This is a genomic window from Streptomyces sp. TOM-9 (genome assembly GCF_056858595.1).
This window is the reverse complement of sequence record NZ_JBXEQB010000001.1, coordinates 7813869-7830091: the sequence shown is the minus strand read 5'-3', so window position 1 is coordinate 7830091 and position 16223 is coordinate 7813869. Positions and strand designations below refer to the sequence as shown.

Annotated in this window: 15 protein-coding genes; 2 read left to right on the top strand and 13 right to left on the bottom strand. The window is 71.9% G+C overall.

The features are described 5' to 3' along the window. Positions 1–31: 31 nt before the first annotated feature. The gene (locus AC1VWI_RS36080; protein WP_499515213.1) at positions 32–898 is read right to left on the bottom strand and encodes a Sco1979 family transcriptional regulator; all 867 of its coding nucleotides are present in this window, start codon (positions 896–898) and stop codon (positions 32–34) included. A 214-nt stretch (positions 899–1112) separates the two neighbouring features. On the opposite strand from AC1VWI_RS36080, the gene AC1VWI_RS36075 reads away from it, so the two are divergent. Continuing rightward, entirely contained in the window at positions 1113–1493 is a 381-nt protein-coding gene (locus AC1VWI_RS36075) for an ATP-binding protein (protein WP_499515212.1), read from the top strand. A 42-nt stretch (positions 1494–1535) separates the two neighbouring features. On the opposite strand, the gene AC1VWI_RS36070 is transcribed toward AC1VWI_RS36075, so the two are convergent. Continuing rightward, entirely contained in the window at positions 1536–2327 is a 792-nt protein-coding gene (locus AC1VWI_RS36070) for an SGNH/GDSL hydrolase family protein (RefSeq protein ID WP_499515211.1), read from the bottom strand. A gap of 245 nt (positions 2328–2572) precedes the next feature. Here AC1VWI_RS36070 and AC1VWI_RS36065 point away from each other — a divergent pair, with 245 nt between their 5' ends. Continuing rightward, positions 2573–3397 carry a tyrosine-protein phosphatase gene (locus AC1VWI_RS36065; protein WP_499515210.1) on the top strand — a complete coding sequence of 275 codons (825 nt, stop codon included), beginning with the start codon at positions 2573–2575 and terminating at the stop codon, positions 3395–3397. Between the two features lie 20 nt (positions 3398–3417). Here AC1VWI_RS36065 and AC1VWI_RS36060 read toward each other — a convergent pair whose 3' ends face one another. The 11 genes from AC1VWI_RS36060 to hpnD form a co-directional block, all read right to left on the bottom strand. Continuing rightward, complete coding sequence (locus AC1VWI_RS36060; protein WP_499515209.1) at positions 3418–3543, bottom strand: DUF6126 family protein; 126 nt, start codon at positions 3541–3543, stop codon at positions 3418–3420. A gap of 14 nt (positions 3544–3557) precedes the next feature. Then, positions 3558–4175, bottom strand: coding sequence for a helix-turn-helix domain-containing protein (locus AC1VWI_RS36055; protein WP_499515208.1), 618 nt, complete (start codon positions 4173–4175; stop codon positions 3558–3560). A gap of 83 nt (positions 4176–4258) precedes the next feature. Continuing rightward, on the bottom strand, positions 4259–5662 hold the full coding sequence (locus AC1VWI_RS36050) for an aspartate aminotransferase family protein (protein WP_499515207.1): 1404 nt from the start codon (positions 5660–5662) through the stop codon (positions 4259–4261). Then, a complete protein-coding gene (dxs, locus tag AC1VWI_RS36045) occupies positions 5643–7568 on the bottom strand; it encodes a 1-deoxy-D-xylulose-5-phosphate synthase (RefSeq protein WP_499515206.1) in 1926 nt (641 codons plus the stop codon). Before dxs ends, AC1VWI_RS36050 begins: the two co-directional genes overlap by 20 nt. 37 nt (positions 7569–7605) lie before the next feature. Beyond that, positions 7606–8772, bottom strand: a complete 1167-nt coding sequence (gene ispG / locus AC1VWI_RS36040) for a flavodoxin-dependent (E)-4-hydroxy-3-methylbut-2-enyl-diphosphate synthase (protein WP_499515205.1) — start codon at positions 8770–8772, stop codon at positions 7606–7608. Positions 8773–8779: 7 nt separating this feature from the next. After that, entirely contained in the window at positions 8780–9808 is a 1029-nt protein-coding gene (hpnH, locus tag AC1VWI_RS36035) for an adenosyl-hopene transferase HpnH (RefSeq protein WP_499515204.1), read from the bottom strand. Positions 9809–9813: 5 nt separating this feature from the next. Beyond that, positions 9814–10416, bottom strand: coding sequence for a phosphorylase family protein (locus AC1VWI_RS36030; protein ID WP_499515203.1), 603 nt, complete (start codon positions 10414–10416; stop codon positions 9814–9816). Beyond that, entirely contained in the window at positions 10416–12443 is a 2028-nt protein-coding gene (gene shc / locus AC1VWI_RS36025) for a squalene--hopene cyclase (protein ID WP_499515202.1), read from the bottom strand. Before shc ends, AC1VWI_RS36030 begins: the two co-directional genes overlap by 1 nt. 98 nt (positions 12444–12541) lie before the next feature. Next, the gene (locus tag AC1VWI_RS36020; protein WP_499515201.1) at positions 12542–13663 is read right to left on the bottom strand and encodes a polyprenyl synthetase family protein; all 1122 of its coding nucleotides are present in this window, start codon (positions 13661–13663) and stop codon (positions 12542–12544) included. After that, positions 13660–15105: a hydroxysqualene dehydroxylase HpnE gene (gene hpnE, locus AC1VWI_RS36015; protein WP_499515200.1), complete on the bottom strand. Its 1446-nt coding sequence runs from the start codon at positions 15103–15105 to the stop codon at positions 13660–13662. The genes AC1VWI_RS36020 and hpnE overlap by 4 nt, the downstream gene beginning before the upstream one ends. A 186-nt stretch (positions 15106–15291) precedes the next feature. Then, positions 15292–16200 carry a presqualene diphosphate synthase HpnD gene (gene hpnD / locus AC1VWI_RS36010; RefSeq protein ID WP_499515199.1) on the bottom strand — a complete coding sequence of 303 codons (909 nt, stop codon included), beginning with the start codon at positions 16198–16200 and terminating at the stop codon, positions 15292–15294. Positions 16201–16223: the final 23 nt, after the last annotated feature.

Here is a 16223-nt window from a genome sequence, read left to right as displayed (position 1 = left end):
ATCTCGTCGCCGTCGTGGGTCCGCTCCATGGTCACGTCTCCCTCTGGATGCCGACGAGGATCCGCTCGGTGCTCTGGGTGGGCGCGGCCTGTGCGCACATCCGGTCCAGTGCCTCCAGGAACGCCGAGACGTCGTCGCGGTCGTCGAAGTAGACGCCCCCGACCAGGCTCTCCGAGTAGACGACGTCCGGGAGCTCGTGCGTCTGGAACCGGAAGATGTGGAACGGGCCGTACATGGCAGGGTGCGGTCCGGCCGTGAACGGCATGATCTGGAGCCGTACGTTGGGCAGCGCGCAGGAGTCGATCAGCTTGGCGATCTGGGCACGCATGACCGCCGGACGGCCGATGGGTCTTCGCAGCACCGTCTCGTCGATGACGATCCAGACCAGCGGCGCGTCCTCACGGGTGAGCAGGGCCTGGCGCTCCATGCGCAGCGCGACCCCGCGTTCGACCTCCGCGTCGCCGGCGCCCGGGTTCCCCGCCCGCAGCACCTCGCGCGCGTAGTCCTCGGTCTGCAGCAGTCCGGGGACGTAGTGCGGCTCGTAGGCGCGGATGACACCGGCCTCGCCCTCCAGGCTCACGAAGGCGCTGAACCAGTCGGGCAGGACGTCGCGGTAGCGGTGCCACCAGCCCGGCTGGTTGGCCTCGCGGGCCAGCGCCAGGAACCCCTCGACCTCTTCCGGGTCGGTGACCCCGTAGGTGCGCAGGAGCTTCTCGACGTAGGGGATCTTCAGGCCGACCTCGGCCTTCTCCATGCGGCGGACGGTGGCGTGGGTGACGTCGAGCGCCCGGCCCGCGTCCTCGAAGGAGAGTCCGGCCTTCTCACGCAGGTCCTGGAGCCGTTTTCCGAGCACCACACGGAGGACGGTGGGGGCACCGGCTGACCGCGCGTCCGTCACGACCACTTCCCCAACTCCCCTCTGCCACAAGCAGTGTGTCATGCCGTCAACGAAAACCGACAGTGCGCATCGGCCGTTCTGTAAATTACAGATCGCATCTTGCCAACAGTGAGAACGGCACCGCATAGTTAGCGACGTGGCCTCCTCACCAGACGCTCTGCGGTTAGAGCGCCGTGGCGACCTCGACGCCCCTCGCTGCCAGGACCTCTTCCGTTTGCCCGCTCACGGGTCCTCGGTCGCCGACGCACGCCATCGCGTGCGGGCACGGTTGCGGGAGTGGGAGGCGGACGAGGGACTCCGCGACGACGCCGAGATGATCGTCTCCGAGCTCTTCACCAACGCCGTCATGCACACCGGCAGTGAGTTCATCACCTGCGGACTGCGCTACGACGGCACCCGGCTGCGCCTCGAAGTCAGCGACCAGGGGCACGCGCCGACTGCGCCCCGGCCGCGGGCGGCGGGCGTCGACGAGGAGGGCGGCCGCGGGCTGCTGCTGGTGGGCGCGCTCTCGCAGGCATGGGGCGTCCGGCCCACCGACGACGGTGGCGGCCGTGTCGTGTGGGCCGAACTCGCCTCCGGGGCCTCGTCCTTCTGACGCCGCGTCGCGCCCGCGCGCGGTACGCCCCGGGTCCGCCGGTTACAGCGGCAGCAGGTCCGGGCGCTTGGGCTCCACGTTGTCGCCGGAGGACTCCCCGCGCAGGCGCCGGCCGATCCAGGGCACGAGGTACTCGCGCGCCCACTGGATGTTGTCCCGCCGGATCTCGGCGGGCGCGCGGAACGGCTCCGGCGGCCACGCCTGGTCGGGGTCGGCGGGCACCTCGAGGCCCAGCACCTGCGCGGCGCGCAGCGCGACCCTGGTGTGCCCCTCGGGCGACAGGTGGAGGCGGTCGGAGTCCCAGGCCCGGCGGTCCTGGACGGAACGGAGCGACCACAGGTCCAGCACCGGGGAGTCGTACCGGTCGGCGATGGCGCGCACATGGGCCGTGTAGGTGGCGATCTTGCCGCGCAGATGGCGCAGCACGGGGATGCCGCGGGTGTCGAAACCGGTGCACAGCACGACGGTGCCGACGGACGCGGTGAGGCGGGCGACCGCCGCCTCGTAGCGCTCCGCGACGTCGTCCGGGTCGCTGCCGGGGCGGAGGATGTCGTTGCCGCCCGCGCAGAAGGTCACGAGGTCGGGCGCGAGCTCCACGGCCCGCGGCACCTGCTCCTCGACGATCTGGTCGAGCAGGCGGCCGCGCACCGCGAGGTTCGCGTACCGGAAGTCGTGCTCCGGGCGGCGGTCGGACAGGAGGACCGCCAGCCGGTCGGCCCAGCCGATGAACGTCCCGTCGGGACCCGGATCGCCCACACCTTCCGTGAAGCTGTCCCCCAGGGCGGTGTACGACCCGATGGCGGCACTGTGGTTTCTCTTCGAATCGTCTGGCACGTCAGCACATACTTCACCTCCTCAAGTGACCTACGCCACCGTAACCAAGGGTTGACGGGGGGTGATGTATCCCACCCGGCCGGATCCGCCGGAAGCGGAATACGGCGGCGTCGCGACCGCCGCGCACAGCCCCCTCCCGCGATCACATACCGCGCGGTACGGGGCGCGCCCGGGGTGTCGTATGGTCGGGAGTGGTCCGGCCGCCGGTGATCCGCACCGTCCGGCCCCTGAGCGAAGGAGCCCCGGTGACCGAGCAGACGCCGCAGACCGCCCCGTCGGAACCCGAGCTGACCGGGGTGCGCAACTTCCGCGACGTGGGCGGCCTCCCGACGACCGACGGCCGCCGGGTGCGGTACGGACGGCTCTTCCGCAGCGGCCACCTGGCGCACGCCACCGCCGACGACGCCGCCTTCCTCTCCGCCCTCGGGCTGCACACGGTCTTCGACTTCCGCAACGCCTCCGACATGAAGCTGGAGGGCCCGGACGTCGAGCTGCCCGGCGTGCGCAACGTCAACATGCCGCTGAGCGACCCGGCCTCGGGCGCCGAGTTCTGGACGACGGTCCGCGACGGCGACATCGCGGCGCTGCGCGAGATCCTCGGCGAGGGCCGCGCCGCCGCGCGCATGGTGCACGCCTACCGCCGCATCGTGCTGGACCGCACCGCCGAGCACGCCCGCATGCTGGAACTGCTCGCCGAGGACGAGTCGGTGCCGGCGCTGCTGCACTGCGCCGCGGGCAAGGACCGGGCCGGGACCTCGGTCGCCGTCATCCTGCTCGCCCTCGGGGTCGAGCGCGACGCGATCGTGGAGGACTACCTCAAGAGCAACGAGGCCCACCGCCGCTACCGCATCAAGCGCGGCGACGACGCGGAACCGGCGACCACCCCCGAGGTCATGGAGCTGCTCGGCCCGCTCTTCGACGCGCGCAAGGAGTACCTGGAGACCGCCTTCGACACCATCGAGGAGCACTGGGGCTCGGTGGACCGCTACCTGGAGGAGGGGCTCGGCCTCACCCCCGGGCGTCGCGAGCGGCTGCGCGCGCTCTTCCTGGACGGCGCGCAGCCGGCCTGACACGAGGCGGCGGGGCCGCCCTACTTGGCCCCGGCCAGGTGGAAGATCAGGAAGAAGAACGCGGCGATGATGTGGACCCCCACCAGATAGATGAAGGTGCGCACCTTGAAGCCCATGGGGGCCTTGCCCCCGGAGTTGCCGGACACGGTCAGTCCTCTCGTCATGCGCCGTGGGGGCGCGTTGAACGGCCGTCGCCCAGGCACAGCTCCACGACGGAACTCCGCAGCAGCGTGTGGACGAACAGCAGATCGACACCGTCCGGCGAGGCCGCCGCGATGCGGTGCGGGGTGAGCGAGTCGAAGTGGGCGCTGTCGCCGGGCACCAGCCGGTGCACGGCGTCCCCGAGGGTGAGCCGCAGTTCGCCCCCCAGGACGTACAGCCACTCCTCGCCGGCGTGGACGCGGACCAGCCCCTCCTGGGGGCCGGGCGGCACGTGCAGCCGCAGCGCCTGCATGGCCCGCCCGGGGTTCCCGGCCGGCCAGTACGTCCAGCCGCCGGCCTCCGCGGGAGGCACGGAACCGCCGCGGACGACCGGATCGCGCTCGGGGGAGGTCTCGCCGAGCAGGTCGGACACCGTGGTGCCGTAGGTGCGGGCGAGGGTCAGCAGCATCGGGAGCGAAGGCTGCCGCTGCCCGGTCTCCAGCCGGGACAGGTGCGCGGGCGACAGCCCGGCGCGGGCCGCGGCCGCCTCCAGCGTCAGCCCGCCCCTGCGGCGCAGCGCGCGCAGCTGGGGGGCGACGTCCGGCAGGGGCGCCTCGTCCGCGGATGGTGAGGTCATACCTCAGGTATAGACGCGGTTCGCCCCTGAGGCAAAAAACTTGCCTCAGGGGCAAAGCACCGGGGGCCGGACGCGGGCCCGGGTCAGCGGTTGGCGACGGCCTGCTTCACCAGTGTCCTGCCGAACTCCCACATCAGGCCACCGCCGCCGTGTGCGTCGTCCATCACGGCGGTGAAGGCGTCCACGAAACGGTCCACCTCGCGCTCCCCGATGACCAGCGGCGGGATCAGCTTGATCACTTCCAGGTGGTCCCCCGAGACCTGGGTGAGGATACGGTGCCGCTGCAGCAGCGGCACGACCACCATCTGCGCGAACAGGCCCTTGCGGGCCGCCTGCAGCATCGTCCAGCGGCTGCGCAGCCCCAGCGACTTCGGCCGGCCGAACTCGATGCCGATCATCAGGCCCCGGCCGCGGACCTCGTGCAGCAGCTCGTAGCGGTCGACGAGGGCGGCCAGACGCTCGCGGAGCAGGTCCCCGGTGGCCCGCGCGTTGGCGACGACCTTCTCGTCCTCCATCACCGTGAGGGTGGCCAGCCCCGCGGCCATGGCCTGGGCGTTGGAGCCGAAGCTGGCGGAGTGCACCAGCACCCGGTCCATGGACGAGTAGACCTTCTTGAAGATCCAGTCCTTGCCGAGGGTGGCTCCCACCGGCACGTAGCCGCCCGACAGCGCCTTGGCCACGCACACCAGGTCCGGCTCGACGCCCTCCTCGTGCCGGTACGCGAAGAAGTCGCCGGTGCGGCCGATGCCGGTCTGCACCTCGTCGGCGACGAGCAGCGCCTTGTGCCGGTGCAGCAGCTCCTGCGCCGCCCGCAGGTAACCGGGCGGCGCGGCGTGCACGCCCTTGCCCTGGATCGGCTCGACGATCAGCGCGGCCACGTCGCCCTTGGCCAGCTCCCGCTCCAGGGCCGCCAGGTCGCCCAGGGGCACGGCGGTGTCGGGGAGCAGCGGGTCGAAGCCCTCGCGGAAGCCGCCCTCGCCGTTGACGGAGAGCGAGCCGGTGGTCAGCCCGTGGAACGCGTGGTCGCAGTAGAGCACGCGGGGCCTGCCGGTGGCGTAACGGGCGAACTTCAGGGCCGTCTCGACGGCCTCGGTGCCGCTGTTGCCGAAGAACACCCGGTCGAGCCCCGGCGCGTACGACAGCAGCTTCTCCGCGAGCAGGCCCGGCAACGGCTGGCAGTCGAAGCGGGTGAGGTCGGCCAGCCCGGCGTCCAGGACGTCGTGCAGCGCCTTGCGGACCACGGGGTGGTGGCGGCCCAGGCCCATCACCCCGAAGCCGGCGAGCATGTCGAGGTAGTCCCGGCCCTCGTCGTCCCAGAAGTACGCGCCCTCGGCCCGCTCGTAGACCTTGTCGAAGCCGATGGTGTGCAGCATGCGCGGCAACTGGTGGTTGAGGTACCTGGCGTGCAGGTCGTAGCGCTCGGCTCCGCGCTCGGCCAGCAGCGTCGCCAGGTCGAACCCCTTGGGCTCAGGTTCGGGCGGTGTCATCGCTCACGTGCCTCTCGTTCGGGTGCTGCTCGTTCACCGCGAGACGGGTCAAGGTGGCCCCGATCCGGCCGGCGATCTCGGCGGGGGTGAGCCCGATGTCGGCCAGCACCTCGCCGCGCTTGGCGTGCGCCAGGAACTGCTGCGGGATGCCGAAGTCCCGGACCGGCACGTCGGTCTCCGCGTCACGCAGGGCCTGCGCCACCGCGGAACCCACGCCCCCGGCACGGCCGTTGTCCTCGATGACGGCCACCATGCGGTGCCGGGCGGCGAGCGCGGGCAGCTCCGCGTCGAGCGGCTTGACCCAGCGGGGGTCGACGACCGTGACGCCGACGCCGCGTTCGCGGAGCAGGGCGGCCGCGGCCAGGGAGACCGAGCCCAGGGCACCGACGGACACCATCAGCACGTCCGGCCGGTCGCCGCGGTGCAGGACGTCCATGCCGCCGACCCGGTCGATGGCCGGCAGGGCCTCGCCGACGGTCTCCTTGGGGAAGCGGACGACGGTGGGCGCGTCGTCGACGTCGATCGCCTCGCGGAGCTGGGCGCGCAGTTGGTCGGCGTCGCGCGGGGCGGCGATCCGCAGGCCCGGGACGACCTGGAGGATCGACATGTCCCACATGCCGTTGTGCGAGGCGCCGTCGTCGCCGGTGACGCCCGCCCGGTCCAGCACGAAGGTGACACCGCACTTGTGCAGCGCGACGTCCATCAGGACCTGGTCGAAGGCGCGGTTGAGGAAGGTCGCGTACACGGCGACCACCGGGTGCAGGCCACCGGTCGCCAGGCCCGCCGCCGAGACCGCCGCGTGCTGCTCGGCGATCCCGACGTCGTAGACGCGGCGCGGGAAGGCCTTGGCGAACTTCTCCAGCCCGACCGGCTGCAGCATGGCCGCCGTGATCGCCACGACCTCCGGGCGCTCGGCGCCGATCCGGACCATCTCGTTGCCGAAGACCGAGGTCCACTTCGGGCCGCTCGACGGGGTGAGCGGTTCGCAGGTGAGCGGGTCCATGGCGCCCACGGCGTGGAAGCGGTCCGCCTCGTCGCGCTCGGCGAAGGCGTAGCCGCGGCCCTTCTCGGTGAGGCAGTGCACGAGGACGGGGCCGTGGAAGCGCCGGGCCCGGCGCAGCGCCGACTCGACCGCGGTCACGTCGTGGCCGTCGATCGGGCCGAGGTACTTCAGCCCCAGGTCCTCGAACATGCCCTGCGGGGCGAAGGCGTCCTTGAAGCCCTTCTTGGCGCCGTGCAGGGACTCGTACAGCGGCTTGCCGACCACGGGCGTCTGCTGGAGCACCTGCTTGCCCCAGGCCAGGAAGCGCTCGTAGCCGTCGGTGGTGCGCAGGGTGGCCAGGTGGTTGGCGAGGCCGCCGATGGTGGGGGCGTAGGAGCGCTCGTTGTCGTTGACGACGATGATCAGCGGACGGTCCTTGGCGGCGGCGATGTTGTTCAGCGCCTCCCAGGCCATGCCGCCGGTGAGCGCACCGTCCCCGATCACGGCCACGACGTGGTCCTGCCGGCCGAGCACCTGGTTGGCCTTGGCCAGGCCGTCGGCCCAGCCGAGCACCGTGGAGGCGTGGCTGTTCTCGATGACGTCGTGCTCGGACTCGGCGCGCGAGGGGTAGCCGGACAGGCCCCCCTTGCCGCGCAGTTTGGAGAAGTCCTGACGGCCGGTCAGGATCTTGTGGACGTAGGACTGGTGACCCGTGTCCCACAGGATGCGGTCGGCCGGCGAGTCGAAGACCCGGTGCAGGGCGACCGTCAGCTCGACCACGCCCAGATTGGGTCCCAGGTGCCCCCCGGTCCTGGCCACCGCCTGCACCAGGAATTCACGGATCTCCACGGCGAGTTCGCCCAGCCGCTCCGGCGGAAGGGCCTTCAGGTCGCGTGGACCACGGATGTTCTCGAGCAGCGACACTTTCCCACCTCGCTCCCCTGCCGGGGATTGTTTCGCTTTAGCTCACACTGATCTGGGGCTCTCCTGACGGCACTCCGTCGGCCTGCATGCGCTCGGCGAGCTTCATGGCCTCTTCGATGAGGGTCTCCACGATCTTCGACTCCGGCACGGTCTTGATGACCTCGCCCTTGACGAAGATCTGCCCCTTGCCGTTGCCCGAGGCCACCCCCAGGTCCGCCTCGCGCGCCTCACCCGGACCGTTGACGACACAGCCCATCACCGCGACCCGCAGCGGCACCTCCATGCCCTCCAGGCCCGCCGTCACCTGGTCCGCCAGCTTGTACACGTCCACCTGCGCACGACCGCACGACGGGCACGAGACGATCTCCAGCCGCCGCTGCCGCAGGTTCAGCGACTCCAGGATCTGGATGCCGACCTTGACCTCCTCCGCCGGAGGAGCCGACAGCGAGACCCGGATCGTGTCCCCGATGCCCTCGCTCAGCAGCGCACCGAACGCCACCGCCGACTTGATCGTGCCCTGGAACGCCGGACCCGCCTCGGTCACGCCCAGGTGCAGCGGGTAGTCGCACTGCGCCGCCAGCAGGCGGTACGCGTTGACCATCACCACCGGGTCGTTGTGCTTCACCGAGATCTTGATGTCCCTGAAGCCGTGCTCCTCGAACAGCGAGCACTCCCACAGCGCCGACTCCACCAGCGCCTCCGGGGTGGCCTTGCCGTACTTCTCCAGCAGGCGCCTGTCCAGCGACCCGGCGTTCACCCCGATCCGGATCGGCACACCCGCCTCGGAGGCCGCCTTGGCGATCTCCTTCACCTTGTCGTCGAACTGCCGGATGTTGCCCGGGTTCACCCGCACCGCCGCACAGCCCGCGTCGATCGCCGCGAACACGTACTTCGGCTGGAAGTGGATGTCCGCGATCACCGGGATCTGCGACTTCCTCGCGATCTGCGGCAGCGCGTCCGCGTCGTCCTGCGAGGGGCAGGCGACCCGGACGATCTGGCAGCCCGCCGCGGTCAGTTCGGCGATCTGCTGCAGGGTCGCGTTGACGTCGGCGGTGAGCGTGGTCGTCATGGACTGGACGGAGACGGGGGCGTCGCCGCCCACCGCCACCGACCCGACCTGGATGCGCCGCGAACGGCGGCGCTCCGCGAGCGGCCGGGCCGGCACGGAGGGCAGGCCGAGCTGGACGGGCTCGACAGCTGTCATCGCGACGTCACTTCCCGCGGTTGCCGGCGATGGTCTCCCGGGTGGCCCTGATGGACTCCTTGAGGGAGGTCATCGTGGCCAGGACGGCGGTCGGCTCGTAGCCGCAGTGCGCCATGCAGTTGGCGCAGCGCGGGTCCTTGCCGCGGCCGTACTTGCTCCAGTCGGTGTCCTCGACGAGCTCCTTGTACGTGGTCACGTAACCGTCGCTCATCAGGTAGCAGGGGCGCTGCCAGCCGAACAGGGAGTAGTTGGGGATCGCCCAGGCGGTGCAGGGGAAGTCGACCTTGCCTTCGAGGAAGTCCAGGAAGAGGGGGCTGTGGTTGAGCCGCCACTTCTTCCGGTTGCCGCCCGAGAAGGCCTTCTTGAACAGTTCCCGGGTCTGTTCCACGCCCAGGAAGTGCTCCTGGTCGGGAGCCTTCTCGTAGGCGTAGGCCGGCGAGATCATCATCTCGTCGACCTGCAGGTCGTCATTGAGGAAGTTGAGCACCTCGATGATGGTCTGCGGGGTGTCGGTGTTGAAGAAGGTCGAATTGGTGGTGACCCGGAATCCGCGTCGCTTTGCCTCCTTGATCGCCTCCACCGCCTCGTCGAAGACGCCTTCCTTGGCGACCGACTCGTCGTGCCGCTCGCGCAGTCCGTCGATGTGCACGGCGAAGGCGAAGTAGGGCGAGGGGGTGAAGTTGTCCATCTTCTTGCGCAGCAGCATGGCGTTGGTGCAGAGGAAGACGTACTTCCGCTTCGCCACCAGTTGCCGCACGATCTCGTCGATCTGAGGGTGCATCAGCGGTTCGCCGCCGGCGATCGACACCATCGGCGCGCCCGATTCGAGGACGGCGCCGACGGCCTGCGCCACCGGCATGCGCTGCTTCAGCACACCCGCCGGGTGCTGGATCTTTCCGCAGCCCTCGCACTTCAGGTTGCACGCGAAGAGCGGCTCGAGTTCGACGATGAGCGGGAACTTCTCGCGCCTGCGGAGCATTTTCTGTTCGAAGAGGTAGGTGCCGACCCTGATGGACTGTCGGAGTGGCATGGCCATCTAGCTCACCTCCAGGGGAGCGTGGTAGAGCGGTGCCAATCGAGAAAGGCAGGAAGCAGGTCCCTCAGCACGCGGAAAGCGGTGATCCCCGTGCGGAGCGTGCCGACCCGCACGAGCTCGAACTCGGGCGTGTCGACGACCACGCGGGCCGCGGCGACCGGGCGTGGACCCCGGGCGAGCGCGGCCCGCATCATCGCCGCCGACTCCATGTCGACGGCGACGGCACCGGTGGCCCGGAGCGCCGCCCGCTCCGGGCCCCGTACGACGTGGTCCGACTCGGCGAGCCGGCCGACGTGCACGGTGTGTCCCGCCGCCTTGAGGGCGGCGGCGAGTGATTCCCCGTCACGCGGCTCGTCGGCGACGACCACGTCGCCCGGCCGCATCCCGGGGGCCAGCCCGGCGCAGAAGCCGGTGGTGAGGACCGCCGCCCCGTCCAGGGCGGGGTCGTGCAGCGCGGCGGTGACGGCACGTTCGGCGGCCTGGGGCCCCATGCCCGTGCGCACGAAGGCGATCGGGCCCGCGGCGTGGCTGCGGTCGCCGCCGCGCAGGGCGAACCGTTCCACCCGTAGCGCGCAGACGATGAGCAGAGGTGGGCCGGCCGGCCCCATCAGGCCCCCTTCCGTAGCCCGCCGAACGGCTCGCCGTGCACATAGCGCCCGAGGGCGGTGAGCGGGAAGACCATCCGGTAGAGGTGGTAGTTGATGGAGAAGTCCCGGGGGAAGCCGGTGCCGGTGAAGTACGGCTCGTCCCAGGACCCGTCCTCCTTCTGGGTCCGGGCCAGCCAGCGCACCCCGCGCCGTACGGCCTCGCCCTCGCGTTCGCCGGCCGACAGCAGGGCCAGCAGGGCCCAGGCCGTCTGGGAGGCGGTGGACTCGCCGCGGCCGACCCACTCGTCGGAGGAGTAGGAGCGCAGGTCCTCGCCCCAGCCGCCGTCCTCGTTCTGGACGGACTCCAGCCAGCCCACCGCCCGCCGGATCGCGGGGTGGCCCGCGGGGAGGCCGGCCGCGACGAGGGCCGGGACCACCGATCCGGTGCCGTAGATGTAGTTGACGCCCCAGCGGCCGAACCAGGCGCCGTTGCGCTCCTGTTCGGCGAGCAGCCAGTCGATCCCGCGCCGGGTGTGCGGGTCGTGCTCCAGGCCGAGGGCGGCCAGCATCTCGACCACGTGGGCCGTGACGTCGGCCGACGGCGGGTCGATGACCTCGCCGAAGTCGCAGAAGGGCAGCCGGTTGGGGAAGGCGCTGGTGTTGTCGGCGTCGAAGGCGCCCCAGGCGCCGTTCTTCGACTGCATCCCGACGTTCCAGCGCACCCCGCGGTCGACCGAGGCCTTCACCCGCTCCGGGTCCGGGTGGTCGACCCTGATCAGGGCGAGGACCACCTCGGCGGTGTCGTCGATGTCGGGGTAGGTGTCGTTCTGGAACTCGAACGCCCAGCCACCGGAGGGCAGACCGGGCCGCTGCACGGCCCAGTCGCCGCGCTTGGTGATCTGCTCCCCCAGCATCCAGTCCACCGCCTTGACCAGCGCCGGGTCGTCGGCGGGGACGCCCGCGTCGGCCAGCGCGATGGTCGCCAGACAGGTGTCCCAGACCGGGGACTGGCACGCCTCGATCATCCGCGTGTCCTTGTCCGGCCAGACCGCGAAGTCGTCCAGCGCCTTGAGTCCGGCGCGCAGCACGGGGTGGTCGAGGTCGTAGCCGAGCAGGTGGAGCGCGATGACGGAGTAGACGGCGGGCGGCTGGATGCCGCCGAAGCAGCCGTCGTTCTCCTGGCGTTCGATGATCCAGCGCGCCGCCGAGCGCATCGCGGCACGGCGCAGCGGACGGACGGTGACCTTGCGGTAGGCGTGCAGGGCCCGGTCGACCCGCTGGAAGAACCCGTCCCAGCTGGACAGCGGTGCCCGCGGGACCGGCGGATTGGGCCGCGCGGGGTCGGTGTGCAGCTCGTCGAGGGTGAACGGGGCGGGTCGTACGGGCCGGTGGGCGCCGACGATCGTCAGCGGCACGATGGTCTGCCGGGCCCAGCTGGCGAAGGAGTAGATGTTGAGCGGGACCCACTTGGGCAGGTAGATGAGCTCGGGCGGCAGCTCCGGGAGGTCGTCCCAGCGCCACCAGCCGAACAGCGCGAGCCAGATCCGGGTGAAGACCCGTGACCGCGCGATGCCGCCCTGCTCGCGGACGAAGGCCGAGGCGGCGGCCATCCACGGCTCCTCCGGGGCGTCACCGGCGAGCCGCAGCGCGACGTAGGCCTCGACGGTGGCCGAGAGGTCGCGCGGCCCCCCGTGGAAGGTGGCCCAGGCGCCGTCGTCGCGCTGCTGGGACCTGATCCAGCGGGCGGCGGCCCCGACGACCCGTTCGTCCTGGATGCCGAGGAACTGACGGAGCAGCAGGTCCTCGGCGTCCATCGTCACGTTGGTCTCGAGGTCGCCCTTCCACCAGCCGTCGGGATGCTGACGCGCCAGCAGGTGGCCGGTGGCCCGGCGCGCGGCCTCGGCCGCGAGCTCCTCGGTCGTTCCGGTGCTGCCGCCGGGCCAGGGAACTGACGCCGGTTCCGGAATCGCGCCCGAGGTCTTCGTTCTGGCCGAGGGTGTCCCGCGGGCCGCCTCGCCCCCGGGACCGCCGTCGGTCGTCGCTGTCATGGCTTCCCCTTTGCACAGTCGTTCCGTCTGCGGTGTTGGGGCTGCCGTCGGCCGTCACGCGCGCCCGGCCGGCGACGTACTGCGCTCCAGTTGTTTCCCTACTTCTCGCGAACCACCACGAAATCCGCCAGGCCCACGAGCTTACGGCGAACTTCTCCCGGCATGTCCATTTTGTCGAGTGCGGCGATCGCGGTGGCGTACTGCCGGCGGGCTTCCCGGGAGGTCCACTCCCGGCCCCCGGCCTCCTCGATCAACGCCGCCCTGGTCGCGAACTCTTCCTCGTCGAAGGACTCGATGTCATTACGGTCCGATGAATCCGCGGCCTTCGCATCCGCGGCCAGGAGTTCGGCCAGGCGCTGCGAGGCCGAGCCGCCCGCGGCCAGCGCCGCGACCACCGGCAGGGACTTCTTGCGCTGGCGCAGGTCGCTCCAGGTCTGCTTGCCGGTGGCGGCCGGGTCGCCCCAGATGCCCAGCAGGTCGTCGACGGCCTGGAAGGCCAGGCCGAGGTGGTAGCCGTACTCCTCCAGGGCGTCCGCGTCGGCCTCGGAGGCGCCGCCCAGCACCGCGCCGATGGAGCAGGCGCAGGCCAGCAGGGCGCCGGTCTTGTTGCCCTCCATCTCCAGGCACTCCTCGACGGTGACCCGCTCGCGGTGCTCGAAGGAGATGTCCTGGGCCTGACCGTCGATCAGCTTGCGGGTGGCGGTGGTGATCCGGCGGGTGGCCCGGCCGGCCTCGACGGTGCCCTGCTCCAGCAGGATCTCGTTGGCGAGGGCGAAGAGCGCGTCGCCGACCAGGATGGCCTGGGCGGGACCGTGCACCTTCCACACCGTGTCGCGGTGGCGGCGCTGCTCGTCACCGTCCATCAGGTCGTCGTGCAGCAGGGAGAAGTTGTGCACCAGCTCCACGGCGACCGCGCCGGGGACGCCCACCTCGGGGGCGGCGCCCGCCGCCTCAGCGGACAGCAGTGCGAGTGCGGGGCGCACGGCCTTGCCGCTGTCGCCGTGGGACGGGTTGCCCGCGGCGTCGATCCATCCGAAGTGGTAGGCGGCGACGGTGTCCATCGGGGGTGCGAGGCGGTCCACGGCGGCGCGCAGCACCGGCGTGGACAGCTCGCGGCCGCGCTCCAGCAGCACGGTCACGGTCTCTCTGTCGACGCCCGCGGTCATCTGCTCGTTGCCAGCGGTCACATTCTCTCCTCTGATTGCACTGGTCATGCTCATACCGGCTCCAGGCCTTCGATTGCGAAGGTACGTGGGTCGAAGGGATGGCGGAGTGCGGTCAAAGCTGCTCGGGAGGCTTGCAAACCGCTGCGGACCGCGCTTTCCATCGTCGCGGGCCAGCCGGTGGCGGTCCACGCGCCGGCGAGCCAGACGCCCTGCGCGCGGGTACGGGGACCCGGGCGGAGGGCGCCGACACCGGGGGCGGGCGCGAAGGTCGCGGTCCGTTCCCTGGTGACGAAGAAGTCCAGTACGGCGGCCTCACGCGCGGCCGGGAGCAACCGCTCCAGCTCCGGCAGGTAGCGCGCCCGCAGCTCGGCCACGGGGAGGTCGATCTCCTCCTGGGCCGCCGACTGGGACAGGGCGACGTACTGGCCCTCACCGGTCAGGCCGGAGTGCTCCGTACGGTCGAAGACCCACTGCACGGGGCTGCCGAGGGCGGCGAGGAAGGGCTGCCGCAGGACCGTGCGGTCGTACACGACGTGCACGTTGAGGATCGGAGCGGTGCCGATGCGCAGCAGCGCGTCCTGGTCCGCCAGGGCCCCGGCGGGCAGCAGCCCGTGGGCTTCCTGCTGGGGCACGGCCAGCACGACGGCGTCGGCCGTGAAGCGCTCGGCACGCCCCGGTCCGGTCTCGGCCTCGACCTCCCAGACCGGTCCGCCCTCCCCGGAGCCGCCGTCAACGGACCGTACCGGCTCGGGCGCGTCCGTGCGGGTGAGCGAGGTGGCGCGGGTGCGCAGCAGGGTGCGCACGCCCGCCTTGTCCAGGGCCGTGCGGGCGCGGTCGTCGTGCAGCTCGCCGAGCGGGCGGGCGGCCCAGCCGATGTCCGCCGCGCCCGGCGCGGAGAGCAGCCCGGTCTTGAAGACCATGGCGGCCAGGCCCAGTGACGCCTCGTCGGCCGTGGCGTTGAGCGTCGCGACGCCGACCAGGTCCCACAGTGCCTCGACGGTGCGGGCCGACTGGCCGTGCTCGCGCAGCCAGCTGCCGAAGTCGACGGCGTCCAGCGCCGGGTCGGTGGGGTCGAGCGAGCGCAGCGCGAGCGCGGCCCGCCCGACGGACGCGCGCTCGCCCAGGGACAGGTGCGGGTAGGTGGCCAGGCTGGCGGCCAGGTGCAGCGGTACGGGCAGCCCCGCGCGGCGCAGCCGGCCGAGCCGGGGCCGGGGGGTGGCCACGTCGAGCACCGGCACGTCGAGCCGGTCCTGGAGGGTGACGAGGTCGGCCGCGTCGATGCGTTCCAGGAACCGCAGGTAGGCGACGCAGCACCGAAGGAAGACGTGCTGGCCGTTGTCGACGGTCAGGGCGCCGCGCCGGAAGGAGAAGGCGAGCCCGCCGAGGCGGGGCCGGGCCTCGAGCAGGGTGACGCGGAGCCCGGCGTCGGCCAGTGCCAGCGCCGCCGTCGTGCCCGCGAGCCCGCCGCCGATCACGACGGCCGTGCGCTCAGCCATGCGTCCTCCCCCGGGTGCTGCCGCGCACGGCGCGGCGCACCATTGCCGACAGTGACGCCTCCGGCACGACGGCGGTTGCCTCACGGCGGCGGAAAACGGCGGTTTTCCGCGAGGCTGCCGCTCCCGTGCCGGTTGCGGTGCTTTTGCCGGTGCGGGGGAAGGGGCCCGCGGCCGGTGGAGCGGGCGTCACACGCGCCTCCTGGCGGCACGTCGGGCGTCGAGACCGGCGAGGCCGCGCGCCGCGACGTACGCCTTCTGGTGACCGGGCAGCGAGACCCGGCCGCGGAGGACGGCCTCGGGGTCGGCGGCGATGCGCTCCAGGAGGCGGCGGTAGATGCCGGCCATGGCGGAGACGCAGGCGCCGCTGCGGCGGTCCAGCATGGGCAGCAGCCGGTACCCCTCGGCGAACAGGGCGCGGGCCCGCTTGACCTCGAACTCGACCAGGCCCGCGAAGTCGGACCCCGGCGGCGGGGTGTCGGTGAGGAACCCGCCGGAACAGCCGAACTTCGCGAGGTCCTCGGCGGGCAGGTAGGTGCGCCCGTTGGAGGCGTCCTCGCGCAGGTCCCGCAGGATGTTGGTGAGTTGCAGGGCGAGCCCCAGGGTGTCCGCGTACTCCGCGGCGCGCTCCCGGCCAGGCGCGCCGGGCACGGTGCCGAAGACGCCGAGCGAGAGCCGGCCGATGGCGCCGGCGACGCACCGGCAGTAGGAGGCGAGATCGTCCCAGGTCTCGTAGGTGTCGCCGCGCAGGTCCATCTGCACGCCGTCGATCAGCTCGTCGAGCCCGCCGAGCGGGAGCGGGAACCGGCGGGCGGCGTCGGCGAGCGCGACGGCCACCGGGTCGGTGTCGTCCTCGGTGACGGCGCCCTCCCGGACCCGGGTGAGCAGCGCCCGGGTCCCGTCGAGCCGCTGCTGCTTCTCGGGGAGGTCGAGGTCGCCGTCGCCGATGTCGTCCACCCGCCGGGAGAAGGCGTACAGGGCGGACATGGCCTGTCGCTTGGGGGTGGGCAGCAGCCGGATGCCGTAGGCGAAGTTCCGGGCCTCGTGGCCGGTGACGACCTCGCAGTAGCGGTAGGCCGCGAGTACCGGTCCGGACATGCGATCGGAGCCGTTCACGGTCC